This window comes from Pantoea sp. sgz302252, assembly GCF_047713085.1.
Lineage (GTDB): Bacteria > Pseudomonadota > Gammaproteobacteria > Enterobacterales > Enterobacteriaceae > Scandinavium.
The window spans coordinates 25,748-52,225 of sequence record NZ_JBLFJW010000035.1 but is presented as its reverse complement, the minus strand read 5'-3'; the positions used below and the strand labels follow the sequence as shown (position 1 = coordinate 52,225).

The window sequence follows — 26,478 nt, the reverse complement described above, 5'->3', positions numbered from 1 at the left end:
GTCACTTCGCCGTTTCGCACCACAGGCATCGTTATATAACAGGTACATATTTCCCATTTATCAATGAAAATATTGGTGCAAAATAACCTAAGCACTCATCACCATCTTCATCAACACACTTATATGTTAGCGGTGAGTATTCTGGATTTGTTTTGTTATACATTTTAACCATACGACCTTGATTCATAACTTTGATATCATAATCGCTCCATTTAATTGGTAGTATTGTAATTTTTTTCACCTCAATGTCTTCCTTAGGATACTGTGAAAACAAAATATCTTCTATGCTTTCTCCTGTTGTTTTAGACCATGCATCCAGTGCCACACCACTAATTTCTTTTAATTTTCGTCGGTCCTGTTTGTTGATTACTTCAGCTAACTCACTATACGACGCTTTCAATTTTTGCATTTGAATATCATTTCCAGTAAATTTCTCAGACTCAACCCAAGCCCATTTAGGGATACCATTTATCATTATTTTTTGCGAAAATTGATAGATTTCCATGTTTTTAGGGTAATAGTTGTCATAAAAATAATCAGAATCAATATGTCCTTCAGTTATTTGTTGGGCAATGATTTTTGAACGTATTATTGGATGGGTTTCATCTGGTGATGATGCAGGAATCCCCTGAGGGTTGATGTGTAATTTTATTGAAGAAATAATCTGTTTGTTATTCTCTTTGTCAAAACTCACTACATCCACATTACAACCCGAATCTTTAGTAAACTGCCTTTTTTCATCAAGAGTCTTAACTTTAGGGGAAAACCACCCTAAGGCACCCATTTCAAGAGTGATTTCGTTTTCACCGTTTTCCATCAAAATAAGGGAGTTTGTACTGGAAATTCCACCCCCCCGGCCATTAAAAGCAGATGTCCGGTTGTCAAACCCTGTTACACCATTAGTTTTGATGGCACAGAAAGCCTGCTCGATATTGAATAGGGTTCTGATTTTTACAGGTTGTTCACCTGCAAAAGCAAAAGTTGTTACCGTCATAATTGCTCCGATCAATATTATCATTAAAAAAAGCGGGTTATATCTCATAAACACTCCTTGTTCTCAGGTATAAGAATTATATTGCTTTCATTTATTCCAGTTAGGGTTAGACCCCATCGCCCAGGGTTCGTGTACAGGTGGTGAATAAGTTGGGGTCTGTAATACCCGTTCCTTACCATATAAGTTAGCCCTCAGCGGAGACTCTTCTCTGGTCAGCTGCTTGCACAACTGCCATTCTTTTTCTGTACCGTTCTCATGACGAGGGGATGATTTATTTTTTATCTTATCTTTCTGTTGTACATCTGCACTAAACTTAAAATGCCCTTTCACCCCATCATGGCATAACACCAAATCCAGCCCCTTTTCATGTGGATCAGGTTTAAAACAGGCATTGGCACTGATTGTTCCTTCCGCCTGTGCTTTGAGTTCGACTACAAAAACCTCGGCTTCAAACGTGGCACTGACCACACCTTTTAGTCCCAAATAAAGCTGACTGTCATCAACAAGATTGAACGTCCACTCGTCATTTTTTTTGCTGTAAGCAGCTCCAAAATTGAGGTTCACCCCGGGTTCGATTTCCAAATAACATTCCACGCTGGTGCCGTGTTTCCTCAGATAATCGCGGCATCTGGCGACCAGTGACTCTATTTTGCAGTACGCACAGATGAACTGAATAATATCAAAACGCAGCGTTGCCTTCAGAAAAGGACTGCCATAGAGGCCGAAGAAATGACACGGCCCCTTTTCCGCATCGGTGTACTGATAGGCGTAGGAGATACCTAATTCCACCGGTGCCACAATACAACTGAAAACGGAATACTGCCTTGTACTGTTTTCGTTTTCAGGGTCGGGGGCGAAGTAAGTGTTAATTTTGTCGAGCAGACTGTCGATCCTGTTCAGATGAGCCAGAGCGCCATTCCGGCAACGACTGCTGATAGCCTGTTTATAATTCTCGCTGAATTCCGTGTTACACACCTTGACGCCAAAACTGACATTCAGCTGCGTTTTATTGATAAACTCAAATTCGGCGGTTTGATCCTGCCACCCTGACCGGAGTTTATTGTTATTCTTCGGCTTCGTATCCTCCATGGCCTGCCGGGATTTTCTCTGTTCATCGCGACGCTCTTTCACCGATCGTTTGCGCCGGGTGGACGTTAATTCATAACACAGCCCGGTGGAAAAGCGAATTTCCAGGGTTGGATAGACGTCGATTTCGACATAGGTTGCGCACTCATAACAGCTGTCAACCTCGACGCTGTAATGCGCGGGCTCATCATAAATATCTGCTGGTGAGGTAATTGAGCTCAGATATCCCCATGGCGTCTGAAAGATATCCTCCAGCGTCAGATTGCTCTCTTCGCCTTTATAATACAGAATGACATGATTCAGGGTGCCATCGGCTTTCAGTGCATTTTTCGTGTTTCCTGCCTCTTCTTCCAGCCTGGCTTTATGCTGGTCCTGACGATCGCATTTACTGGTGATTGTAATCGTCCCTTGCGCTCCATCGCCGTCGTCCAGCAGATCAAAATGTACCCGCCCGTCCCGGGACCAACGGTGTTTCTCTTTATTTGACGGAAAGTCTGCGATCACGTCCAGAATGCAGGGGTCAGGAATACCGCATTCTGCACAGGCCTTACCTGCAGTGGTTGATGGTGATGTCATTTTATAATCCTTTATTGGCTGTCTGTTCCAGCAACTGGCTGTAAGCGGGACGCTACAGATTGCTTAATAGCGCCATCCGACTATCAGGTACACCCTGATTATCTGGAATATACTCGTTAAGCAGTGTGTAGAAGATCATCTTTTAGGCTGTTACATTACCACTTGAATACCATTTTTAAATACAAATCATGCCTCCAATGAGAGTTTGAAAATAACGATAAGGAATGTGTGTGTAAATAATATAAGCTTGGTGAATGCCAAATGGTCACAGCGTAAACCTTTAATAAACGATTAAGGAACGTTTGGGGTTCATTATCGCGATGGTACACGTGTAATTGATTTTAAAACATTCTAAAATTTTTAAACTGTGCGCGAACTACACTATTTAAAATGGATATAAATAATGTTGTCGGTGTGATGTGACTTGTTAACATAAGGATGAATTGATTGAGGTGATGAATTTAACTGCAGGGGTTTATTCATTCATCAAATAAAACACTGGCAAAATTGCTTTAATTTATGATGGAGCGCCAGCGCTATTTTGCCTCTCTGGGAGGCTAAAGCATAAACCGATACCCGATCCCGGTCTCCGTCAGAAGGTGCTTCGGCCTTGCCGGATCGACCTCCAGTTTTTGCCGTAAATGCCCCATATAAATCCGCAGATAGTGGCTGTGCTCCACGGCGTTCGGCCCCCACACCTGGCTTAACAGCTGGCGTTGGGTGAGGACTTTTCCGTGATTATTCAGCAGCACCGCCAACAGGCGAAACTCAATGGGCGTCAGATGGATCTCTTCCTCACCGCGTTGAATACGGCGGTTGGCGATATCCACCTGTATCTCTGAGAAGTTAAACAGCGGCTGATTTTGTTCCTGGCTGCCATGTCGACGCAGTGCCACGCGCAAACGCGCCTGCAGTTCACCAATACCGAAAGGTTTACTGAGATAGTCATCCGCACCGGCGTCGAGCGCGGTGATTTTGTCTGTCTCTTCGGCGCGGGCGGACAGCACGATAACCGGCACCTGGCTCCACTGACGAAAATCGCGGATGAACTCAATGCCGTCGCCATCGGGCAACCCCAAATCGAGGATCACCAGATCGGGTTTGCGCGTTGCCGCTTCGAGCAGCCCGCGTTGCAGTGTGTCGGCTTCATGCACGCGCAGACCGTCGCCTTCCAGCGCACTGCGCAGAAAACGGCGAATAGCGTGTTCATCTTCGATAATCAGTACGTTAATCACAATTCCTCAGCGAGTTCATCCAGCTCCGGTGGGGTTTCAAGCGGCAAAGTGACGACAAACGCCGCGCCGCCTTGTGGACGGTTATGAGCATGCAGTTCGCCGCCGTGCACTTCAACAATAGCCTGACAAATTGCCAGACCCAAACCGACGCCCGGAATAGCCGATTCTTTATGCCCACGCGAGAATTTAGCAAAGATGGCCTGCTCCTGACCAGCAGGGATACCGGGCCCGGAATCCCAGACTTCCAGCGTTAACCTGTCTGGCTGACGTTCGGCGGCAATGCCTATCGTGGCTGAAGAACCCGCATATTTCACAGCGTTCTCCAGCAGGTTGATCAGCACGCGCTCAAACAGAGGGCCATCCACATGAATAAGCGTCAGCGGGTCACCCAGCTCAAGCTGAATATGCCGACCGCCAAGGCCTGGTTCCAGCGTGCGAATGGCGCTGCCGACCATTTCTTCCAGCGTCAGCCATTCTCTGCGCAAATTAAAGCCACCGGACTGAATGCGCGCCATATCCAGCAGATTGTTCACCAGCCGTGTGGTGTTGAGCACATGCTGACGGATTTCGTTGGCCTGCGGGGCATGCTTAGACCCTTCACTTGCCAGGTCGAGCGTCAGAATTTCTGCCTGTCCAAACAGCACGGTCAGCGGCGTGCGCAAATCGTGAGAAAGTGCTGCCAGTAGCGAGTTGCGGATACTCTCTCTTTCGCTAGCCAAACGCGATTGCTCTTCGCTGGTGGTCAGAGCCAGACGCTCCAGTGCGCTTGCAACCAGCAGCGTGCAGGTTTCCAGGAGCTGCTGCTGTTCAGGGATCATCAACTGACGCAGATTACCGGGTTCAACAATCAGCACGCCGTGAGTTTTCTCTGCGCTTTTCAACGGCAGGATAAGGTAGGGCACGCCGGGCAGCGTATCGGTTCCTGCACCGGCGGGCTGGCTTTTGTCAAAGCTCCAGCGAGCAATCGCATCGTCCCAAGGGGTAATGTCGTTGTCTTCGGTGATCGCTGTGAGACGTCCTTCATCATTTGGCAGAAGAACCTGGCTACGGGCGTGGAACGTCGAGTGGACAAACTGTTCACTGGTTCGGGCGATATCTTGCTTCGTACGCCCGGTCGCAAGGGCTTTCGAGACTTCATACAGATGGCGAGTACGCTGTTCACGATAGCGGGCAACTCGCGCCTGATAACGCACTCCCGCGGTGAGATTCCCGATAACCAGCCCGACGGTGAGCATCACGCCAAAGGTCAGAACGTACTGCACATCCGACACTGCAAGCGTGCCGCGCGGCGCGATGAAGAACAGGTCAAAGCTGATGACGTTGATGACTGTGGCGAGCACTGACGGCCAGCGCCCATAAAACAGTGCGACAATCACCACGCCCAGCAGATAAAGCATCACCAGGTTGGCGGCATCAAAAGCCATCAGGAAATGACTGGCGAACAGAGTGATAAAAGCACAAAGCGCCAGGGCAGCGACACAGCCGCGAAGCTGTACGCGCCAGCGATCCCGCCAGGGGCGGCTGTCTGCGCGGAGCGGAGTGTTACTGGTCTGATTTTCTTCCAGCGCAACAATCACCAGATCGAGATCCGGTGCGCGACGTGCCAGCCTGTCGGCGAACGATTCGTGGCTCCACCAGTGGCGCTGGCTACGGCGGCCAATAATGATTTTGCCGAGGTTATGCTCACGGGCGTAGCGCAGAATCGCTTTATCTTCTGCCGGGTCGGAAAGGGTCGCCGTTTCTGCGCCCAGTTCTTGAGCCAGACGCAAAGCGGCGAGAATACTACGGCGTTGATGCTCAGGCAGACGATGCAGATCAGGTGTTTCAACATAAACGGCGTGCCAGACGCTGCCGAATTTCGCGGCCAGACGCGCGGCAGTGCGAACCAGTTTTTCATTGCCGCCGCTATGGCCAACACAAAGCAGAATCGCATCCCGCGTGTGCCAGACTTTTTCTTCTCCCTGACAGTCACGCCAGGCTCGCATTTGATCGTCGACCCGGTCGGCAGTACGGCGCAGCGCCAGTTCACGCAGGGCGATGAGATTGCCTTTTCGAAAGAAGTGCTCGATGGCTCGTTCCGCTTGCCCGGCAATATACACTTTGCCTTCATGCAGACGCTGACGGAGATCGTCGGGCGGCAGGTCAACCAGCACAACCTCATCGGCAGAATCAAAGAACGGATCCGGAACGGTTTCCCGAACTTTGATGCCGGTGACGCCGCTTACCACATCGTTAAGACTTTCCAGATGTTGTACGTTGATGGTCGTGAAGACATCAATACCTGCTTCCAGCAACTCTTCAACGTCTTGCCAGCGTTTAGGGTGACGTGAACCCGGCGCATTGGTGTGCGCCAGTTCATCCATCAGGATCAGTGCGGGGCGGCGGGCGAGGGCAGCATCGAGGTCAAACTCTTCGACCTGACGTCCGCGATAATGAATACGTTTACGTGGCTGTGTTGCCAGGCCTTTCAATTGGGCGGCGGTTTCCTGTCGGCCGTGGGTTTCGACCACGCCGACCAGAATATCGAGCCCTTGCGCCCGCAGGCGTTGTGCCTCGTTGAGCATCGCGTAGGTTTTGCCTACGCCAGCACAGGCGCCAAAGAAAACTTTCAGTTTGCCACGATGCCAGCCGGAGGACTCCTCCAGCAGGCGGTCGGGATCGGGACGAAAGGGCTCGTCGGTCATGCTCAATCCTTACGGTTTTTTCAGGCCGTCCAGCGCCATGTTCAGTTCAACAATATTGACCACCGGCTGGCCGATAAAGCTGGCCAGCGGCTGCTGCGTATACTTTGTCACAAGCTTCATCAGTGTTTCAGTTGGCAGATTGCGGGCTTGTGCCACCCGCGGGATCTGCCAGAGAACGGACTGCGGTAACAGGCTGTAATCCAGACCGCTTGCGGACGTTGTCACCAGTTCTAGCGGAACTTTTTCGCCAGCTTGCGGATTTTCTTCACGCAGCTTCGCCACCCTTTCGGCGACTTCTTTGTCCAGCTCTGGGTTACTGCCGGCCAGATTGCTTCCGCCTGATGCTTCAGGATTATAGGGGCTATTAGCCGTGGCGGAAGGGCGACCATGAAAATAACCTGCGCTGGAAAAAAATTGACCAATCAGGTGCGAACCTCGAATCTCATTATTCTGCAAAATCAACGAACCGTTGGCCTGATCCTTAAACAGCCCTTGTCCAAGCGCTGTCGTCAACAGAGGATAAACGCCCCCTGTTATCACCGTGAGAAAAAGCAAAACCACTATAGCAGGGCGTAACGTCGCCATTTTTATATCCTCTTACACCAGACCAAACAGAGTCAGCAGCAGATCGATAACTTTGATGCCGACAAACGGCACCAGCAGACCGCCCAGACCATAAACCCACAGGTTGCGACGTAACATTGCTGCCGCTGACAATGGCTTGTAGCTCACGCCTTTCAATGCCAGCGGGATCAGGAACACGATGATCAGCGCATTGAAAATCACGGCGCTGAGAATGGCCGAGGCTGGCGAATGCAGATGCATCACGTTCAGCGCGTTCAACTGCGGATAAGTCGCGGCAAACGCAGCCGGGATGATGGCGAAATACTTCGCTACGTCATTGGCAATACTGAAGGTGGTGAGTGAACCGCGCGTCATCAGCATCTGTTTACCGATGTGCACCACTTCAATCAGCTTGGTCGGGTTGGAGTCGAGATCGACCATGTTCCCGGCTTCTTTCGCCGCCTGAGTCCCTGAATTCATCGCCACGGCGACATCGGCCTGCGCCAGCGCTGGCGCGTCGTTGGTGCCGTCGCCGGTCATTGCCACCAGGCGACCTTCGGCCTGATACTGACGGATTAGCGCCAGTTTCGCTTCTGGCGTGGCTTCAGCCAGGAAATCATCGACACCCGCTTCGGCGGCAATGGCAGCGGCGGTCAGGTGGTTATCACCGGTGATCATCACCGTCTTGATACCCATTTTGCGCAGTTGAGCGAAGCGCTCTTTAATGCCGCCTTTGACGATATCTTTCAGCGCAATGACACCGAGCACCGTTGCGCCTTCGACCACCACCAGCGGTGTGCCGCCCAGGCGAGCGACGCCTTCTACCAGCGTATCGACCTGCGGCGGGAAGTGACCGTTGTTGGCTTCCACGTGGCGGCGAATGGCATCCACGGAACCTTTGCGGATCATGCGGTCATGGATGTTAATCCCGCTCATGCGCGTTTGAGCGGTAAACGGGACAAACGTTGCCTGCAATTCCTGCACATCACGAGTGCGGATATTGAAGCGTTGTTTGGCGAGGATCACGATGCTGCGGCCTTCCGGCGTTTCATCGGCCAGTGACGCGAGCTGCGCGGCATCGGCTAAGGTTTTTTCATCGACACCGGGCGCAGGCAGGAATTCTGAAGCCTGACGGTTGCCGAGCGTGATGGTGCCGGTTTTATCCAGTAACAGCACGTCCACGTCACCAGCCGCTTCTACTGCACGTCCGCTGGTGGCTATCACGTTTGCGCCCAACATCCGGCTCATCCCGGCCACGCCGATGGCGGAAAGCAGGCCGCCGATGGTGGTTGGGATCAGACAGACCAGCAGCGCAACCAGAACCGTCACGCTAACGGCCACACCACCGTAAGCGGAGAATGGCCACAGCGTGGCGGTTGCCAGCAGGAACACGATGGTCAGGGCGACTAACAGGATTGTCAGGGCGATTTCATTGGGCGTTTTCCGACGTTGGGCACCTTCGACCATCGCAATCATGCGGTCGAGGAAGGTTTCGCCTGGATTCACGCTACAGCGAATCACCAGCCAGTCAGACAGAATGCGTGTCCCGCCGGTTACCGAGGCGAAATCGCCGCCGGATTCACGAATCACCGGAGCAGATTCGCCCGTAATGGCGCTTTCGTCAACGGAGGCACCGCCTTCAATCACTTCCCCATCGCAGGGAATGATGTCACCCGCTTCGACCAATACGATATCGCCCTGGCGCAGGTCGTCTGCCGGAACGTGGTCCATTTGCGCATCATGCTGTGGTGCGCGCAGTTTCCGGGCGAATGCGGTTTTTTGCACGCCTTTCAGGCTGTTGGCCTGCGCTTTACTGCGACCTTCCGCCAGTGCTTCAGCGAAGTTAGCGAACAGAACGGTAAACCACAGCCAAACGCTGATCGCAGCGGTAAAACCAGCATTCCCTGGCAGGTGACGAGTCGCCATGGCGACCGCCAGCAGAGTGGTCAGCACGCTGCCCAGCCAGACGATAAACATCACCGGATTATGCCACTGTACCGCAGGGCTCAGTTTTTTGACGGCATCCATCAGCGCCCGGCGAACCAAAGCGGGTTCGAACAGGGCCAGTTGTTTACGACTCATAAAACGTGTCTCCGGCAAACTTATAACGAAGAGAGATGTTCAGCCACCGGGCCTAAGGCCAGGGCAGGGATGAAGGTCAGGGCGCCCACCAGAATCACGGTGCCGATAAGCAGGCCGACAAAAAGTGGGCCGCAGGTTGGCAAGGTGCCAGGGCTTGCAGGCTGGATTTTCTTAGTGACCAGTGAGCCTGCAATCGCCATTACCGGAATAATCACGCCGAAGCGACCCACGAACATGCAGAAGCCGAGCAGACAGTTCCAGAACGGTGAGTTGGCGCTGAGGCCTGCAAAGGCGCTACCGTTGTTGTTGGCGGCGGAAGACACGGCATACAGCACTTCACTGAAGCCGTGAATGCCCGGGTTGAACATCCCCGCGCGACCGGCTTGCGTCATCATGGCCAACGCGGTGCCGAGCAAGACCAGAGCAGGCGTCACCAGAATCGCCAGCGCTGTCATTTTCATTTCGCGCACGTCGATTTTTTTGCCGAGATACTCCGGAGTGCGGCCAATCATCAGGCCCGCGATAAAGACCGCCAGCAGGACAAACAGCAGCATGCCGTACAGGCCGGAACCCACACCGCCGAACACCACTTCACCAATCTGCATCAGCCACATCGGCACCATCCCGCCGAGTGCGGTGAAGGAGTCATGCATCGCGTTGACGGCACCGCAAGATGCTGCGGTAGTGATAACCGCAAACAGACTGCTTTGCAGAATGCCGAAGCGGCTCTCTTTGCCTTCCATATTGGCGGCGCTGTCAGCACCCAATTGCAGGAAGTGCGGGTTGCCTTTGAGTTCAGCCCACATCACGACGACCACACAAATCACGAAAATGATCGTCATGGCCCACAGGATGGCATGCCCCTGACGCTTGTCGTTTACCGCCTCACCAAAGGCAAAGCAGAGCGCGGTCGGGATAAGGAAAATTGCCAGCATCTGGACGGCATTGGTTAAAGCCGTTGGGTTTTCAAACGGGTGGCTGGAGTTGGCGTTAAAGAAACCGCCGCCGTTGGTGCCCAGCATTTTAATGGCTTCCTGCGAAGCCACCGGTCCCATCGGCAAAACGCCTTTCACGCCTTCCAGCGAGGTGAAGTGCTGGTAAGGAAGAAAGTTTTGCAGCGTACCTTGCTGAATCATAAACAAAGCGATGATCAACGAGAGTGGCAGCAGGATCCACAGCGTCACGCGAATGATATCTTTCCAGGCGTTGCCGAGAGTATCCGTGCTGTGGCGTGAAAAACCACGAATCAAGGCGAACACCACCGCAATACCAGTGGCGGCAGAAAGGAAGTTTTGCACCGCCAGGCCGGTCATCTGGCTGAAATAACTCAGGGTGCTTTCGCCGCTATAGGCTTGCCAGTTGGTATTGCTGACAAAGCTGATGGCGGTATTCAGCGCCAGATCCCAGGAAAGCCCGGCGAAGTGTTGCGGATTCAAAGGCAACAGGCTCTGGAACATCAGCATCAGAAACAGCAGCACGACGCCTGCGATATTCAGCCAAAGAATGGCAAACAGATATTGCCGCCAGTTCATCTCCTGAGCAGAAATGCCCAGCACTCGCCATAACCCCTGCTCAAGGGTTGCCGTGCCAGGCAAAGAGGTATTGGCAATCAGCCGCGCCAGCACAGAACCGAGCGGACGGGCCAGAAGGAAAAGTACCAGCAAGAAACTGGCTATCAGTAAAAACGCCTGCGCTGCCATCAGAAGGCCTCCGCATTGATCAGGGCATAAACCAGATAACCCAATAACAGGAAAACCAGCACGATGCCGGTTAGCACGCCTGCACTCACAGTCCACCTCCAGGTGTTTAATGATCTGCCATAACGGTAGGATTTTCGGTGCAAATATTTCGCAAAAAACGTGACGGGGGGTGTAAAAAAAATATAAAAATGGCGAAAGGCCACTCATTAACTAATGGTTAGTTTTAATTTAACACTTTCGTAACTCAATTACGGCGTGAATGTAAAAAAGCATAAAATAACCAAAAATAAGTGGTCGGATGAGTAGTAAAGTTACACGCAAACAGGTACTCTTTTAGCCAGATAACATTTTTACCGGCGCGCGTTGCCGGCCATGAAAGGGGAGAGAAATAATGTACAAAGAGTTTCCTGCACATATCGTATTGATGCGCCGCACTTTCGCCGTCGTGGCGGGGGTCGTGGCCTTACCTGTGATGCTGTTCTGGAAAGATCGCGGGCGTTTTTACAGCTACCTGCACCGCGTGTGGTCAAAAACCAGCGACAAACCGGTGTGGATGGATCAAGCAGAAAAAGCGACCTGTGATTTTTACTGATTCGTAAGCAGGCATAAAAAAACCGCCAACGTTAAACGTGGCGGTTTTTTTATGCCCTCAGGATTCGCGGTCCGTTGGGGAAGACTTAAAGTTCCTGCCCAGGAGCGGTGATTTTGTGCCTCTTTTCGTGAATGGTCAAGGATACCAACCTTGATGAATTCTTAAAAATCGGCTGCATGGTATTCATGGAAATAAAAAGCTCTATCATGATGGCGGCCCTTTCCGCCATCTCGCACATGGGCATCGGTATCTGGAAAGGCTTTCTTATGACCGTAAAGTTCCTGTCCAGGAACTTGCATTCACCGGTTTATCACCGGTGGTAATACGGTGAAGCGGCCCTTTGCAAGGACCGCATGATGACACGCTGGTTCTGTATCGCGTTCATTGTTTCCGGCTCGCTGATGCTGGCGGCAGACAAGCAAACCGTGCTTGATTCTGTCTCCGCGTCACAACCGGGCAAGTAGCTCTCAGGCCGCCTTGTGCGGCCTTTTTCGTTCTCTTGCGTCTACACTTCTTGTATGTGCCTGAGAGGAATGGCTATGAAAGAGAAAATCCCGGTTGGCATCAGCGCCTGTTTGCTGGGTGAAAACGTTCGTTTTGACGGCGGCCACAAGCGCCTGACTTTTGCCGTTGAAGAGCTGAGTCCGTGGGTGGCGTTTGAGCCTGTTTGTCCGGAAATGGCCATCGGTCTTCCCGTCCCGCGTCCCGCATTACGGCTGGTAAAAGATGAGCAGGGTAGCCCGCATTTGCGCTTCAGCAATGGCAGCGAAGGTGATTTAACCGATGCCATGAACGAATTTACCCGCAATCGCATTGCTCGTTTTGAAAACCTGTGTGGCTACATCGTGTGCAAAAATTCGCCCAGTTGCGGGATGGAGCGGGTGCGTGTTTACGAAGCCGATGGCAAGAACAACCGCAAAGCGGGGCGAGGTATTTACACTAAGCTGCTGATGGACGCCTGGCCCTGGCTACCGGTGGAAGAGGATGGCCGGTTACAGGACCCCGTTCTGCGTGAGAACTTTGTGGAACGTATTTACGCGCTGCACGAACTGCATGCTTTAAGAGCGCGCGGTCTGACTCGCGGCGATTTAATGGCTTTTCATAGCCGCTATAAATTGCTGCTGTTAGCCCATTCTCAGCCGCTATACCGCGAACTGGGGCGATTTGTCGCCGCGATGGGTGAGTGGTCTTCACTGGAGGCGTATTTCATCGAGTATCGTCTGCGCCTTATGGCGCTGATGGCCCATCCCGCCACCCGCCGCAATCACACCAACGTATTGATGCACGTTCAGGGCTATTTCCGTAACCAGCTTAACAGCCGTCAGCGGCAAGAGCTGGCAAACCTGATCGACAGGTATCGCCAGGGTACGCAGCCGCTGCTTGCACCCGTGACGCTGTTAAAACACTATATGGCTGAATTTCCTGATGCTTATCTGGCCGGGCAGCGTTATTTTGACCCGTGGCCGGAGGCTTTACGTTTACGTTACGGACATTAACTGGAGAGTTATGCCCACTCATCTGATCTGGTTTCGCACGGATTTACGTCTGCATGACAACCTGGCACTCGCCGCCGCTTGCCGCGATAACAAGGCGAACGTTATCGCGCTGTTTATCTCCACGCCGCAACAATGGCATCAACATCACATGGCCCCGCGTCAGGCTGCGTTTATGCAGGCTCATTTGCGGGCGTTGCAAAGTGGCCTGGCTGAAAAGGGCATTCCCTTGTTGTTCCGCGAAGTCGCTGATTTTACGGCGACGGTCGATGAACTTGCCCGGTTCTGCGCTGAACAGGAGGTGACACACCTTTTTTATAACTATCAGTATGAAATCAACGAACGTCAGCGTGATGCACGGGTAGAAAAAACGCTGAAGGAAGTGGTCTGCCAGGGCTTCGACGACAGCGTGATGCTGCCGCCGGGTAGCGTGATGACCGGTAACCATCAAATGTACAAAGTCTTCACGCCGTTCAAAAATGCGTATCTGAAGCGATTAAAGGAAGGGCTTCCGGAGTGCGTTCGTGCTCCTGCCGTACGTGAGGGGAAGGAAGTCGCGGCAACGGACATCACGCTAAACTACCCGCAGCAAGCTTTTGATCCGGAATACTTCCCGGCGGATGAAAAAAATGCGCTCGCCAGATTGCGCCATTTTTGCCAGCAGCACGCGGCGGAATATGAGCAACAGCGGGATTTCCCGGCAATAGAGGGGACCAGTCGGCTTTCGGCCTGTTTGACGCTCGGTGTCCTTTCCCCCCGTCAGTGCCTGCATCGCTTGCTGGTGGAATGCCCTGATGCGCTGGAAGGTGGAGCAGGTGCGATATGGCTCAACGAGCTGATCTGGCGTGAATTCTATCGTCATTTGATGACCTTTCATCCTGAGTTGTGCCGTCACAAACCGTTTATTAGCTGGACGGACAACGTCAAATGGCAAAACGATCCTCAGACCTTAAAAGCCTGGCAGGAAGGCAAAACGGGGTATCCCATTGTCGATGCTGCCATGCGTCAGTTGAATGAAACGGGCTGGATGCATAACCGCTTGCGGATGATTGTCGCCAGTTTTTTGGTTAAAGATTTACTGATTGACTGGCGGGAAGGCGAACGCTATTTCATCGCGCAGCTGGTTGATGGCGATCTGGCGGCCAACAATGGCGGCTGGCAGTGGGCTGCCTCAACAGGCACCGATGCCGCGCCGTACTTCCGGATTTTCAATCCGACCACCCAGGGCGAAAAATTCGATAAAGAAGGTGAGTTTATCCGCCGCTGGTTGCCGGAGCTGAAAACAGTGCCGGGGAAAGCGATTCATTCACCGTGGGAGTGGGCGCAGAAAGAGGGAATTGAGCTGAAGTATCCGCGCCCGATTGTCGATCACAAACAGGCGCGGTTGAACACGCTGGCGGCCTATGAAGCCGCAAGAATTGCTTAAGATTCCAGTGCCAGGTGGCGGGCTCTGACTTTCATCGCATGGCCCAGCCAAATGACCAGCACCATGCCGACACAGGCCAAAGCTCCCCAGGTAATCTGGCTGAATACCTCGATGTAGGCGTTGATCGAATAGTTGATCGCGCCTGCTGCATCAAAAGAGCTTTGTGAGGTCTGATCGGCGATTACCCCGGCAACATAGTTGGCGATCGCACCGGAAAGCAGCATATAGATACCCGTCAGCACACCGTTGACTCCCGGAATGCTGATGCGGGTGATTTGTGCCATGGCAACCGGGTCGATAAACAGTTCGGCAAAGCCCATGACGGCCATGCCCAGCACCATCAGCGGCATAGAGGAATGGCCGTAAGTAGCAGACCAGCGAGCGCTCAGGGTCAGAATACAGAATCCGGCGCTCATCAGCCCCAGGCCGAGCGCATACTTGCCCCAAATACGTACCGCACGGTTACCTGTTACAGATTCTTTAACCACCCAGGCGAGGAAGACACCGCACATCATGACGGCAAAGCCGTTAACCGACTGGAACATCGCCGTTGGCACTTCGTAACCGAAGATATCGCGGTTAACGAAACGGTCGATATACAGGCTGATGGAGCTGCCGCCCTGCTGGGCAAAGGCCCAGAACAGCAGGCTGAAGAAGGTCAGCACCACAATCATGCCGAGCTCCTTACGCTGCTGTGGGTTCTCGGCTTTTTTGTAGATTTTGCCGAGCATCGCCAGACCAATAACGGTGGCGACAATCAGCGCATACAGCGCCCACTCTTTCCAGAACAGCACGGCGATAACCACCGGCGAGACCACCAGCAGCGCCAGCAACCAACCCCAGACAGGCAGGCCAGCTTTCTTACTGCGAAGCACCGGCTTGTTCACGCCAACGGTGTGGCTGAAATGGCGATTACCGCACAGGAAAATCACCAGACCTGCCAGCATGCCGACCGCCGCAAGCGCGAAGCCCATCGCCCAGCTGTACTCTTCCTGTACGTAGCCGCAGGCGATCGGAGCGATAATAGAGCCGACATTACCGGCAGCATAAAGCAGCGAGAAACCGCCATCGCGACGGGGATCGGTCGGTTCATACAGTTCACCCAGCAGGCAGCTGACGTTCGACTTAAACAAGCCGTAACCGCAAACAATAATTGCCAGTGATAGATAGAGGAACATCGGGGAGATTTCGCTGGCCCCGAGCACCAAATGCCCGACCGCCATCAAAAAGGCGCCAATCATCACCGCCATGCGGTTGCCGAGCACTTTGTCGGCCAGCCAGCCGCCGAGGATCGGCGTGACGTAGACCAGCGAGCAGTAAGCGCTGAACAAAGCGTAGGCGTGATTGTCGTTGTATTTCAGTTGATTGGTTAAATACAGAATCAGCAGGGCGCGCATGCCGTAAAAACTAAAGTATTCCCAAATTTGCAGTGCGACCACGTAGTAGATAGCGCGGGGTTGTGACGATGGTGTCTTCATGTTGCTCTCAGTCTTGCCAGAATTGCAGAAGATAATCATTCCGCATTATGCGTTTCTTTTATGCTATCCATGGATTTTAAGCATGAGTGCTTAATTTATATGCTGTCCTAATGCATAAATATACACGATTGTGCTGGGCGACGTTAAGCGGTTTTTGCTGGGAAAAATCGGGAAGGGCCAAAAGCGTTGTCGACCTGCTATCGACGCGCGGCCCTCTGGCGGCTATGTTATCCCTCAGTATTGAACGTATGTCTGGAGTGACGATGAAAAACAGCGAACTGGAACACCTGATTAACGAAAAACTCAACAGCGCAACCTTCAGCGATTACGGCCCGAATGGGCTGCAGGTTGAAGGGCGTGAAGAGATCCGCAAAATCGTCACCGGCGTGACGGCAAGTCAGGCGCTGCTGGATGAAGCAGTGCGTCTGGAGGCTGATGCTGTCATTGTTCATCATGGTTATTTCTGGAAAGGCGAGTCGCCGGTGATCCGTGGCATGAAGCGCAATCGCCTGAAAACGTTGCTGGCACACGACATCAACCTCTTTGGCTGGCACCTGCCGCTTGATGCGCACCCTGAGCTTGGCAACAACGCGCAACTCGCCGCGCTGCTGGGCATTAATATTCGCGGGGCAATCGAACCGTTAGTGCCGTGGGGGGAACTGTCTATGCCGGTTTCTGGCCTGGAACTGGCCTCATGGATTGAGGCGCGTCTGGGACGTAAACCGTTGTGGTGCGGTGACACCGGGCCAGAGAGAGTGACCCGTGTGGCGTGGTGTACTGGCGGCGGCCAGAGCTTTATCGACAGCGCGGCTCGTTTCGGCGTGGACGCCTTTATTACCGGTGAAGTATCCGAGCAAACTATTCACTCTGCCCGCGAGCAAGGTTTGCATTTTTATGCGGCAGGCCATCACGCGACGGAACGCGGGGGAACTCGTGCTCTCAGCGAATGGCTGACGGAAACGACCGACCTGGATGTGACCTTTATTGATCTCCCCAACCCAGCCTGATGAGAGAGGGTTAAAGTGCAGCGAGCGCGTTGTTATCTGTTAGGTGAAACGGCAGTCGTTCTGGAACTTGAACCGCCTGTGACGCTGGAAAGTCAAAAGCGTATCTGGCAACTGACTCAGCGTCTGCCAGACTACCCGGAAGTGGTGGAAGCCATTCCCGGGATGAACAACATTACCGTCATTCTGCGTAACCCGCAGGCGCTGGCGCTGGATGCCATCGAACGTTTGCAGCGCTGGTGGGAAGAGAGTGAAGTGCTGGAGCCAGACTCCCGTCGCGTCGATATTCCCGTGATTTATGGCGGACAACACGGCCCCGATTTACCGCTGGTGGCGGAACATAGCGGGCTTTCACCAAAGCAGGTTGTGGAGCTTCATGCTTCTGTGGATTACGTGGTCTGGTTCCTCGGTTTCCAGCCTGGTTTCGCTTATCTCGGTGGACTCTCTGCGAAGCTTGCGATGCCGCGCCGCGCTGAACCACGCGTGCAGGTTCCAGCGGGCAGCGTGGGGATTGGCGGTGAGCTGACCGGTATTTATCCGCTGACTACGCCTGGTGGCTGGCAGTTAATTGGCCATACCACGCTTGCCTTATTTGATGCCAGCCAGACTGAGCCTGTTCTGTTACGGCCCGGCGATACCGTGCGCTTCGTGCCGCAAAAGGAGGGCGTATGCTGAAAATACTTCGTGCTGGGTTGTATACCTCTGTGCAGGATGGCGGTCGCAACGGGTTTCGTCAGTCTGGCGTGAGCCGCTGTGGTGCTCTTGATAAACCTGCGCTCGTCACTGCGAATTTGCTGGTGGGGAATGAGCCGGAAGCGGCGGCACTGGAAATCACGCTGGGGCAACTGACGGTTCAGTTCGAACAAGATGGTTGGTTTGCGCTTACGGGTGCAGGTTGCGAAGCCATGCTTGATGGCGAAGCTGTTTGGGCGGGTTGGCGGCTTCCTGTTTCGGCAGGCCAGACGCTGGTGCTTAAACGCCCTTTACACGGCATTCGTAGCTATCTCGCGGTGGCTGGTGGCATTGATGTGCCTGAGATTTTGGGGTCACGAAGCACTGATTTGAAAGTGGGCATTGGCGGTCTGGAAGGGCGGCGGTTGCAGGATGGCGATACGCTCAAACTGCTGCCAGCAACAAGAACCTTCACTGGCCCGCAAGGGGTCAAACAGCTGCTGCGCGGGAATCGCATCCGTGCGCTGCCGGGGCCGGAGTATCATGAGTTTGATACCGCCTCGCAGGAAAACTTCTGGCGTGCGCCGTGGAAACTCAGCCCGCAAAGTAACCGCATGGGCTATCGCCTGCAAGGACAACCGTTGGTGCGTACCACCGATCGCGAACTGCTGTCGCACGGCCTGATACCCGGCGTGGTGCAGGTGCCGCATAACGGTCAGCCTATCGTGCTGATGAATGATGCGCAGACCACCGGAGGCTATCCGCGAATTGCCTGCATTATCGAAGCCGATATGTACCAACTGGCGCAAATTCCGTTGGGGCAGCCGATTCACTTTGTGCCTTGCACCCTGGAAGAGGCGCTGAAGGCACGCGAAGATCAGCGTCGCTATCTGCAACAGCTTGCCTGGCGGTTGAACAGAGAAAGTTAAGGACAGAATTATGCCGGAAGGACCGGAGATTCGCCGCGCGGCGGATGCCCTCGAAGCGGCAGTCAAAGGCAAACCCCTGACCCAGGCCTGGTTTGCTTTTGATTCGCTGAAAGCGTTTGAGCCCACGCTGGTGGGCCAGACGGTGACTCACATTGAAACCCGTGGCAAAGCGTTACTCACGCATTTTTCCGGTGGCTTAACGCTGTACAGCCACAACCAGCTTTATGGCGTCTGGCGGGTGGTGGAAGCCGACGAGCAGCCGGAAAGCAAACGCGTGCTGCGCGTGAAGTTACAAACCGCAGATAAAGCCATTCTGCTCTACAGTGCGTCTGATATTGACATGCTGACGCCGGAGCAACTCACCACCCATCCTTTCTTGCAGCGAGTTGGGCCTGATGTGCTTGATGAGCGTTTCACTTCGGAAGCGGTGAGGGCGCGATTGTTGTCCAGACCGTTTCGCCATCGCCAGTTTTCAGGGCTGTTTCTCGACCAGGCTTTTCTGGCGGGGCCTGGCAATTACCTGCGGGTCGAAATCCTGTGGGAGTGTGGGCTGGCGGCAACGCACAAAGCCAGCGAGCTGACTGACACACAGCTTGATGCGCTGTCAGATGCGTTGTTGGCTATTCCCAGACTTTCGTACGCCACTCGCGGCAAAGTGGATGACAACAAGCATCATGGCGCGTTATTCCGCTTTAAGGTGTTTCACCGTGATGGCGAGAAGTGCGAGCGGTGCGGAGGAGTAATCGAGCGAACGATGATGTCCTCACGGCCCTTTTACTGGTGTCCTGGGTGTCAGCATTAAAGCTGACCCCTTCCACTCAGGAAAGGGTCAGCGATACTCAGGTTGCGCTCATCTCGGCACTAATCTGCTCCAGTGATTTATCTTTGGTTTCAGGCACAAAAAAGACGTTAAGCAGGAACCACAGCAGGCAGAAAAAACCGTATAAGAAGAACGGGAAACTGCCGTTAAATAAGGTAGTAAGCGTCTGATTGTTGGTCAACATTGGGAAGGTTTGCGACACGATAAAGCTGCCGGTCCAGATTAAAAACGTGGCCCATGACATCAGTCTTGCTCGCAGTATATTGGGTGCAAGCTCTGGAATAATTATCCACAGAATCGGCCCGACGGTGCCGCCAAAGAACAGAATGTAGATAATCATGATCGCCAGCATAAACAGGCTGGTCACGCCCATCCAGATCAAAATCCCGAGCAGCGTAATTGACGCAAAGCAGACGAAAGAGCCCACGATCAGCAGACGGCGGCGGCCATATTTCTCGATGCGTAAAACAGCCCAGACCGCTGCCGCAAAGAACGCGATGCCGATAACAATCTGCTGATAATAGGCGGTTTGCTCATTGGCGATCCCAATGTTTTCAAACAGGATATTACCGTAATAGAGCACGGCGTTGATGCCGCAGAGGTTTGCCAGCAGCGCCATCGCAAGGATCGTCAGCGACACCCGTCGGTACTTCGAAGACAGAATGGCTTCGCTTTTTGCCGAGGGATGGTGCTGTTGAAACGATGCCTGAATTTCAGCCATGGCTTTCTGCGTGTCGTAGCCTTTGCCATTGACGTAGTGAAGCACTTCACTCGCTTCGGCAGTACGATTCTTGCTAATCAGCCAGCGCGGCGATTCCGGCAGATAGCAGGCGAGGATCATAAAGAAAAAGCCTGGAATCGACATGGCGCCTAACATGTAGCGCCAGGAGTATTGCGTGGCCCATTCGGCATCGCTTGCCCAACTGGCGACCAGCGCGTTGACCAGATAGACCGACAAAATGCCGAAGGCAATCATCATCTGGTAAAAGCCCAGCGTTTTTCCACGAACGTCCTGTGCTGATATTTCGCCAATATATACCGGGGCGGTTGCCGAGCCTAAGCCCACGCCAATGCCGCCAATTATCCTGAAAATAATAAACAGCGTGAAATTGTACGGGAAGGCGGTAAAAATACCGGCCAGAAACACCAGAATACCTGTCAACATCAGGGCTTTTTTACGACCCAGATGATTGGTAATAAACTGCCCACTAAAGGCACCAATCATAAACCCCAGGACGACAGAGGAAACGGCCCAGCCGGTACCGATATCGTCAAGGGAAAAGTATTTCGCCAGATGGGAGATTGCGCCTGCAATAACGGCAGAGTCAAACCCGTATAATAAACCCGCCAGCGAAGCGATCAGCGACAACCTGTAACTCATTCGATGTGTATTTGTCATTTTTTACACCAGTCATTGAGCTTTGTTGATTCCGGGAACAGCGTTGTTTTTGATTTTATTAGAACGCTCGACGTATTCAGGAATGATCTTCATCGACTCGTCAAACCAGGCATCGGGATCGGTGCTGGCGACCAGAGCAAAATTTCCCCACGGTATTAAGGAGCCTGAACGTATCACCACTTTTGCCCGGCCGTAGACTTTCGCTACCAGTTCGCTGTGGGGGATAAGCGTGAAGTCTGCACCTGAGCCGGTAAAAATATCGGTGACGTTGCTGAACAGATTGGGATTGCTGTCTGGTACCTCGGCGGCAAAAATAACGTTTTCGATAAAAATTTCGTGGCGTAACACGCGCAGTATTTCCAGCAGATCGACGCTCCCGGCACAAAACGCCAGATCGATTCTGTTGGCTTCTGCCGGAATAGGTGCTCCGGCATCCGTCACTAAAATAATATCACCGTGGCCCAGGCTGGCTAAGGCGCTGGCGATTTGCGGATGCAATATTTTTCCAGGTCTCATCATGTACTCCGGATAATCGTAGTGAAAGATAACGGTGGTTTTATTTACATTGCCACTGTTCTTTATTTTCCATGTAATTCAAGTTCAATTTCTTCGAGCGTTTTTCCTTTCGTTTCCGGCACCATGGTCAGCACAAATATTAAAGCGACCACTGAGGTTCCGGCGAAAATAAAAAAGGTGTTGGCGGCGCTGATGTTTTCGACCAGCACAGGGAAAAAGCGGGAAACAAAGAAATTTCCGCCCCACAGCGCAAAGGTGGCGATGGAGACAGCCAGACCACGGACGTGGATGGGGAAAATCTCCGAGATAATAACGTAAGCCACCGTGCCGTAAGAGACCGCGAAGATGGCGACGTAAGCCAGGATGCAGATCAGCAAAGCTGTAGTGTGTGCTTCGCTGGCCCGGAACAGCATACCCGTACAGGCAAGTGCGATTGCCATGCCCACTGATCCAAAAATCAGCAGCGAACGGCGGCCCACTTTATCGATTATCCACATGGAGACCAGCGTGGCGATGACCAGCGTCAGGCCTATCAATACGGTAAAAGACATCGCGCCGCTGACGTCCACGCCCGCCGTTTTAAAGATTTCCGGCGCGTAGTAGAAAATGGCGTTGATGCCGGTTATCTGCTGGAACAGGGCGACGCAAAAGCCAATCACCAGCGCCTTGCGTAACCGAGGGTTCAGAAGTTCGCTGAGTCGCGACGGACGCTCGTTTTTCAGCGCCAGTTTAATGGCCTGCAACTGCTCGCTGGCGCTGGCTTCATCGGGGTTTATCTGACGCAGCACCTTCAGCCCCTGATCGCCACGTCCTTTGCGCACCAGCCAGCGTGGGCTTTCCGGTATCCGTGCCAGCAGTAATAAGAAGACTATCGCCGGAGCGATACCCGTCGCGAAAATGATCCGCCAGCCGTGCTCAACGTTCCATGCCTCACTGGCGCTGCTGGCGATAATGGCCGCTATCGAAAAAATGGCCAGGTTGCCGATGCAGTTGAAAAGCTGGTTCAGTGACACAAGGCGTCCGCGCAAATGGGCGGGTGACACTTCAGCGATATAAAGTGGTGCGATGGTGGTTTCTACACCAATGCCAACCCCTACCAGAATACGAAACCATACGAGTATCTCTGCGGAGGTCGCCAGCGTTTCACCGAGCACGCCAAAGATAAAAATCAGCGCGGTTAGCAGCAGCACTTTTTTGCGCCCAATGGCATCCGAGAGCGGCCCCGCCAGCGCCACGCCGATAATACAGCCGACGATGAGCGACGAGGTCACCCAGCCAATGCCGTCGGCATCCAGGGCAAATTTGCTCTGCAAAAAGCCCACCGAGCCGGAAATACTGCCGTTATCGAAACCAAACAGAAAGCCGCCGACGGCGGTGACCAGGGATATCAACACCACGTTACGCATCCAGACATTTTTGGCAGAGATATGTGCATGTGTGGTCATAGAACTCTCCGTTAACGATCGGTTGAACGCGAAACCGTGCAGTGTTGCTGTAAAGCAACAAGATCGGCATCAGCTGGCAGCCCGGCGGTGGGGCTGCTGGCGTTTGCGGCCCCACAGGCTGCCGCGAGGGTTAAATGCGCTTCCCATCCGGCGTGTGGACGGGCCAAAAGGCTGGTTATCAGCCCGGCGCAATAAGCATCGCCAGATCCCACTGAGCTGACGGTGTTCACGACGGGCGGTGTGATGGTGAAGACGCCATCCGGCGTGTGGGCGACCACAGGATTGGGACCATCGGTGATGATCACGCAGTGCACACCCTGTTTGCACCAGGCGGCGGGGAGATTCTGTTCGATGCCATTACTTGCCTGGCGGAGTTCATCACGGTTGATTTTGATGATGTCCGGCCGGGCGGAAATGGCCTGACTTAACGCTGGACCTTGCGCATCCAACAGGGTCAGTACACCGTGTTCACGCGCGGTGCTGATCCAGTGGGCATACTCATCAGAAGCCAGATTCCTTGCCAGTGACCCCGTGCAGATCAGGGCGCTGGAATCTGGCAAGGCTTCATTAAGTAAATTATGCAACTGCTGGTGTTCGTCGGGTTGGATAACCGGCCCGGCTGCGTTGTAGACGCTGGCTCTTTCAGGCGCTTTTTCCTCGGTGATGACTTCACAGATACGGGTATTGCCAGCTATGTTGCACCAGCGTCCGGGCAGATTTTCCTGTGCCAGCAATTCCTGGCACAGGCGTCCGGTGGCACCGCCGAGAAAGCCTATCAGTAAAGGCGAGGGAGTATTTTCAAGCAGGGGCTGCAGTTGACGCAGAACCCTTGCCACGTTGACGCCTTTGCCTCCCGCCAGCGTCGAATCCTCCAGTAGACGGTGAACATCACCAGGTTGCTGCTCCTCGACCCGCAACAAACGCTCAATGGCGGTATTGATTGAAGCAATAAGTACTTTCACAGGCGTTTCTCCTGATCGGTCATAATCAGCCAGCTTTCACGGGCGATCATCGCCGCCCCCATGGCAACGGGTTCGGTAAGTTCACTGACGAACAGTGGCATTTGCCAGCGCCGCCGCCGGTGTTCCTGCATTTCCGGACGCAGGAACAGTGATCCCATCAGTACTGCATCCTGCGGGCGAACAGCGCCAATTTCCCCCATTTGTTGCAGTAAACGGAAAGTGCGATCGGCGATCTGGTTTAGCGTTGCCCGTACAATCTGCTTTGGCTGGATGCCAGCATTCAGATGCAGAAGTGAGAAGAGACTGGATGCGCCATCGTCGTTGATGGTGACTTCTACATCCGGGTCAGGCTCTTCATGAAGAAGTTCAAGGAACAACCGGTCGTAATTACCCTGATAAAACAGCTCCGCCAGCGTCTGAATAATTTTCCCTGAAGGCGTGGCGCAACCCATTACAAACTCACCTGCCTGCCAGGTCCTTTCGATGTCGACCCCCAGTTGCCAGGCAAAATGGCTGTCCGGATAGTGGGGCGTCAGCACCATCAGGTATTCCGAGGTGCCGATGGAATCGAAAACGTGGGTGGGCTGACGGCTCTGAACCGCCCACGCGCCGACGATTTGATCGTGACCGCCGACAAAGACGCTGGCTCCGGGCAGCAGAGGCACGCCCGGTAGCGCCTGCGAAAGGATCTCCCCGCAGCGCTCACCCGTGTCCGCAGGGGAGGCGAAAAGCTCTGGCGATAATTTAAGTCTGGCAAGCGTGGGTTCATGCAGGGTCAGGGTTTGCAAATTAACACATTGTGAATGGGTAATTTGCGAAGAGCAGGCACGCCACTCCCCAGTGAGTTGCCACATGACGTAGCTGCCGAAATCCACCCATTTGTCCGTTTGCTGCCAGATATCAGGATGATGTTTTCGTAGCCAGCTAATTCTTTCCGGGCTCTGATTGGGGCGCGAACGCATACCCGAAATGGCGTAATGCTCTTCACTGTCCAGCCACTGTTGGGTATCTGCCTCCAGAGCAGCCTGCGGATAATTTTCCCACCACGCGAGCGAGGGATAGATGACGTCACCGCGACGGTTTACCGCCACCGACTCTTCCTGACCAAAGGTGCCGAGGGAGACCGCGGCCAGCGAGCCGCACTGCTTCGCTTCGTGGCGCGAATATTCCACGATAAGCGAAGAGAGCATTTCCCAGATGCTCCGGGCATCGTGGAAGGTCAGCCCGTTGCGTTCCAGGACGGGCGTGCGGCACTTTTTCACCGGCAGCAGCGTGCCGGATTCGTCGATACCGATAATCTTCAGATGCGTGGTGCCGATATCTATCCCAAGAAACCACATAGTGATCCCCTTGTGTTGTCAATTTAGCCCCAGTTTCCCCGGGTTCAGAATGCCATTCGGATCGAGCGCGTGCTTAAGGCGACGCAGCAACACGTGCGACGAGCCAAGAGACTCCCGCGCATACGGGGAACGCACCAGCCCGCCGCCGTGGTGATGCGACAGCTCGGCGTTATGCTCCAGACAGACTCGCATGGCTTCGCGCCAGATAGCGCGCAATTTATTGACGGCCTCCGGATCGCTCGCTTCCTGACCGAGCAGGATCATGTACATCGATGTTCCTTGCGGATAGACGTGGGAAAAATGCGAAAGCACTTCGCCTGCCAGCGGCGTCAGCGCTTTGTTCAGCGCATGGTAGAGACGGCCAATGCCGTCCCAGGTGTGGGCCACTTCAATGGTTTCGGCGAAACCGCCTGTGGTGTCCAGCAGATTTTCCACGGTCGAGAAATCAAAGCGACGATCCATCCATTTCAGTACGCCCTCAGGGCCCAGCGATTTGCCATCATGGCGTTGAATGATAGCCATGAACGCCGCCATTTCTGCACGAGCAATGGCATCGACTCCCTGTGTGCCAAGGAACATCACTGGCTTGTCCTGATCCGGGTTTTGCATGGCATGACGGGCTTCGGCGGTGTCATATAAGCGCAGCAGGAAGGGGCGTAATCCGCTCATTGCCTGCTCCCGCATAATCTGCAAACCGGCCTCGACCGAGGGGAGTTCCAGCGTGTCATAAAGGCGGGTTTGTGGGAGAGGGAATATCTTGAGCTGGACTGAGGTCACCACACCGAGCGTACCTTCCGCACCAATAAACAGCTGACGAAGGTCCGGGCCCATCGCCGCGCGTGGCGAGGCTTTCAGGCGTATCCGCTCTCCGGTAGCGAGGATTACCGTGTAGGCCGTAATCAGATCCTCAATTCCCCCGTAGTAAGAGGAAAACTGACCTGTTGCGAGCGTGGACAGCCACCCGCCCACACTTGACTGATAGAGCGACTGAGGTGAGTGGCCTAAGGTCCATCCCATTGCCTGTAGTTCATCTTCCAGCTTGCCGCCGTTGTAGCCCGCAGAGATTTCCACCGTCAGGTTCGTGGTGTTGATATCGCGATACTGCGTCATCTCCGTGAGATCGAGCACAATCCCTCCGCGTGTAGGCAACGGCTGCCCGGTGACGGATGAGGCGAGGGCACGTGGCGTTACCGGGATATCTTTTTCTGTGGCGAGTGCCAGCACCGCCTGGATCTGCTGCTCATCGGTGACTTTCACCACAACATCCGCCTGATAATCGTGGCACCCTAGTCGTCTGAGTTTGGTCGAGAGCGGCCAGGTATCATGACTGGAGGCCTGAAGGGTGTCGGGATCGTTCAGCACCTGCCGTTCCGGCAACAGATGTTTCAGGGCGGAAATCAGCGTGGAAATGTCAGACATACATGCTCCTGCAGTAACGGGTAAAGAGAGCTGCCGGGCGATTGCATGAGATGAAAACGCGC

22 protein-coding genes are annotated in these 26,478 nt (G+C 53.7%); 7 read left to right on the top strand and 15 right to left on the bottom strand.

What is annotated here, in order from left to right:
- Positions 1-31 precede the first annotated feature (31 nt).
- The 8 genes from ACLW56_RS21200 to kdpF form a co-directional block, all read right to left on the bottom strand.
- Positions 32-1,042: a hypothetical protein gene (locus ACLW56_RS21200; protein ID WP_330985685.1), complete on the bottom strand. Its 1,011-nt coding sequence runs from the start codon at positions 1,040-1,042 to the stop codon at positions 32-34.
- A 39-nt stretch (positions 1,043-1,081) separates the two neighbouring features.
- Positions 1,082-2,656, bottom strand: coding sequence for a hypothetical protein (locus tag ACLW56_RS21195; RefSeq protein WP_330985684.1), 1,575 nt, complete (start codon positions 2,654-2,656; stop codon positions 1,082-1,084).
- A 557-nt stretch (positions 2,657-3,213) separates the two neighbouring features.
- Positions 3,214-3,891, bottom strand: a complete 678-nt coding sequence (gene kdpE / locus ACLW56_RS21190; RefSeq protein ID WP_330985683.1) for a two-component system response regulator KdpE — start codon at positions 3,889-3,891, stop codon at positions 3,214-3,216.
- Positions 3,888-6,575, bottom strand: coding sequence for a two-component system sensor histidine kinase KdpD (gene kdpD / locus ACLW56_RS21185; RefSeq protein ID WP_330985682.1), 2,688 nt, complete (start codon positions 6,573-6,575; stop codon positions 3,888-3,890). The genes kdpE and kdpD overlap by 4 nt, the downstream gene beginning before the upstream one ends.
- A 9-nt stretch (positions 6,576-6,584) precedes the next feature.
- On the bottom strand, positions 6,585-7,160 hold the full coding sequence (gene kdpC / locus ACLW56_RS21180) for a potassium-transporting ATPase subunit KdpC (RefSeq protein ID WP_330985681.1): 576 nt from the start codon (positions 7,158-7,160) through the stop codon (positions 6,585-6,587).
- Between the two features lie 12 nt (positions 7,161-7,172).
- The gene (gene kdpB, locus ACLW56_RS21175) at positions 7,173-9,221 is read right to left on the bottom strand and encodes a potassium-transporting ATPase subunit KdpB (protein WP_330985680.1); all 2,049 of its coding nucleotides are present in this window, start codon (positions 9,219-9,221) and stop codon (positions 7,173-7,175) included.
- A 20-nt stretch (positions 9,222-9,241) separates the two neighbouring features.
- A complete protein-coding gene (gene kdpA, locus ACLW56_RS21170) occupies positions 9,242-10,921 on the bottom strand; it encodes a potassium-transporting ATPase subunit KdpA (protein ID WP_330985679.1) in 1,680 nt (559 codons plus the stop codon).
- Positions 10,921-11,010, bottom strand: coding sequence for a K(+)-transporting ATPase subunit F (kdpF, locus tag ACLW56_RS21165; protein WP_110510103.1), 90 nt, complete (start codon positions 11,008-11,010; stop codon positions 10,921-10,923). Before kdpF ends, kdpA begins: the two co-directional genes overlap by 1 nt.
- A gap of 302 nt (positions 11,011-11,312) precedes the next feature.
- Here kdpF and ACLW56_RS21160 point away from each other — a divergent pair, with 302 nt between their 5' ends.
- The 3 genes from ACLW56_RS21160 (at position 11,313) to phrB (ending at position 14,432) form a co-directional block, all read left to right on the top strand.
- The gene (locus tag ACLW56_RS21160) at positions 11,313-11,513 is read left to right on the top strand and encodes a YbfA family protein (protein WP_330985678.1); all 201 of its coding nucleotides are present in this window, start codon (positions 11,313-11,315) and stop codon (positions 11,511-11,513) included.
- A gap of 539 nt (positions 11,514-12,052) precedes the next feature.
- Positions 12,053-13,009 (top strand): 2-thiouracil desulfurase family protein, encoded by a 957-nt coding sequence (locus ACLW56_RS21155; RefSeq protein ID WP_330985677.1) that lies wholly within the window; start codon positions 12,053-12,055, stop codon positions 13,007-13,009.
- A gap of 10 nt (positions 13,010-13,019) precedes the next feature.
- Complete coding sequence (phrB, locus tag ACLW56_RS21150; RefSeq protein WP_330985676.1) at positions 13,020-14,432, top strand: deoxyribodipyrimidine photo-lyase; 1,413 nt, start codon at positions 13,020-13,022, stop codon at positions 14,430-14,432.
- Here phrB and dtpD read toward each other — a convergent pair.
- Positions 14,429-15,910, bottom strand: coding sequence for a dipeptide permease DtpD (gene dtpD, locus ACLW56_RS21145; protein ID WP_330985675.1), 1,482 nt, complete (start codon positions 15,908-15,910; stop codon positions 14,429-14,431). The two genes, phrB and dtpD, sit on opposite strands and share 4 nt — an antisense overlap.
- A gap of 263 nt (positions 15,911-16,173) precedes the next feature.
- Between dtpD and ACLW56_RS21140 the strand changes: the two genes are divergently transcribed.
- The 4 genes from ACLW56_RS21140 to nei are packed head-to-tail and all read left to right on the top strand — an operon-like array spanning position 16,174 to position 19,317.
- The gene (locus ACLW56_RS21140) at positions 16,174-16,917 is read left to right on the top strand and encodes a type 2 GTP cyclohydrolase I (RefSeq protein WP_330985674.1); all 744 of its coding nucleotides are present in this window, start codon (positions 16,174-16,176) and stop codon (positions 16,915-16,917) included.
- Between the two features lie 15 nt (positions 16,918-16,932).
- On the top strand, positions 16,933-17,589 hold the full coding sequence (gene pxpB / locus ACLW56_RS21135; protein WP_330985673.1) for a 5-oxoprolinase subunit PxpB: 657 nt from the start codon (positions 16,933-16,935) through the stop codon (positions 17,587-17,589).
- Positions 17,583-18,515: a 5-oxoprolinase subunit PxpC gene (gene pxpC, locus ACLW56_RS21130; protein ID WP_330985672.1), complete on the top strand. Its 933-nt coding sequence runs from the start codon at positions 17,583-17,585 to the stop codon at positions 18,513-18,515. The genes pxpB and pxpC overlap by 7 nt, the downstream gene beginning before the upstream one ends.
- A gap of 10 nt (positions 18,516-18,525) precedes the next feature.
- Entirely contained in the window at positions 18,526-19,317 is a 792-nt protein-coding gene (nei, locus tag ACLW56_RS21125; protein WP_330985671.1) for an endonuclease VIII, read from the top strand.
- 37 nt (positions 19,318-19,354) lie between these two features.
- On the opposite strand, the gene ACLW56_RS21120 is transcribed toward nei, so the two are convergent.
- The 6 genes from ACLW56_RS21120 to ACLW56_RS21095 form a co-directional block, all read right to left on the bottom strand.
- Positions 19,355-20,716: a sugar porter family MFS transporter gene (locus ACLW56_RS21120; RefSeq protein ID WP_330985670.1), complete on the bottom strand. Its 1,362-nt coding sequence runs from the start codon at positions 20,714-20,716 to the stop codon at positions 19,355-19,357.
- A 30-nt stretch (positions 20,717-20,746) separates the two neighbouring features.
- Positions 20,747-21,250, bottom strand: a complete 504-nt coding sequence (locus ACLW56_RS21115; protein ID WP_330985669.1) for an RbsD/FucU domain-containing protein — start codon at positions 21,248-21,250, stop codon at positions 20,747-20,749.
- A gap of 62 nt (positions 21,251-21,312) precedes the next feature.
- Entirely contained in the window at positions 21,313-22,695 is a 1,383-nt protein-coding gene (locus ACLW56_RS21110) for a sugar porter family MFS transporter (RefSeq protein WP_330985668.1), read from the bottom strand.
- 11 nt (positions 22,696-22,706) lie between these two features.
- Positions 22,707-23,657 carry a 1-phosphofructokinase family hexose kinase gene (locus ACLW56_RS21105; protein ID WP_330985667.1) on the bottom strand — a complete coding sequence of 317 codons (951 nt, stop codon included), beginning with the start codon at positions 23,655-23,657 and terminating at the stop codon, positions 22,707-22,709.
- Positions 23,654-24,997 carry an FGGY-family carbohydrate kinase gene (locus tag ACLW56_RS21100; protein WP_330985666.1) on the bottom strand — a complete coding sequence of 448 codons (1,344 nt, stop codon included), beginning with the start codon at positions 24,995-24,997 and terminating at the stop codon, positions 23,654-23,656. Before ACLW56_RS21100 ends, ACLW56_RS21105 begins: the two co-directional genes overlap by 4 nt.
- Positions 24,998-25,015: 18 nt before the next feature.
- Positions 25,016-26,416, bottom strand: coding sequence for an FAD-binding oxidoreductase (locus tag ACLW56_RS21095; protein WP_330985665.1), 1,401 nt, complete (start codon positions 26,414-26,416; stop codon positions 25,016-25,018).
- Between the last annotated feature and the right edge of the window lie 62 nt (positions 26,417-26,478).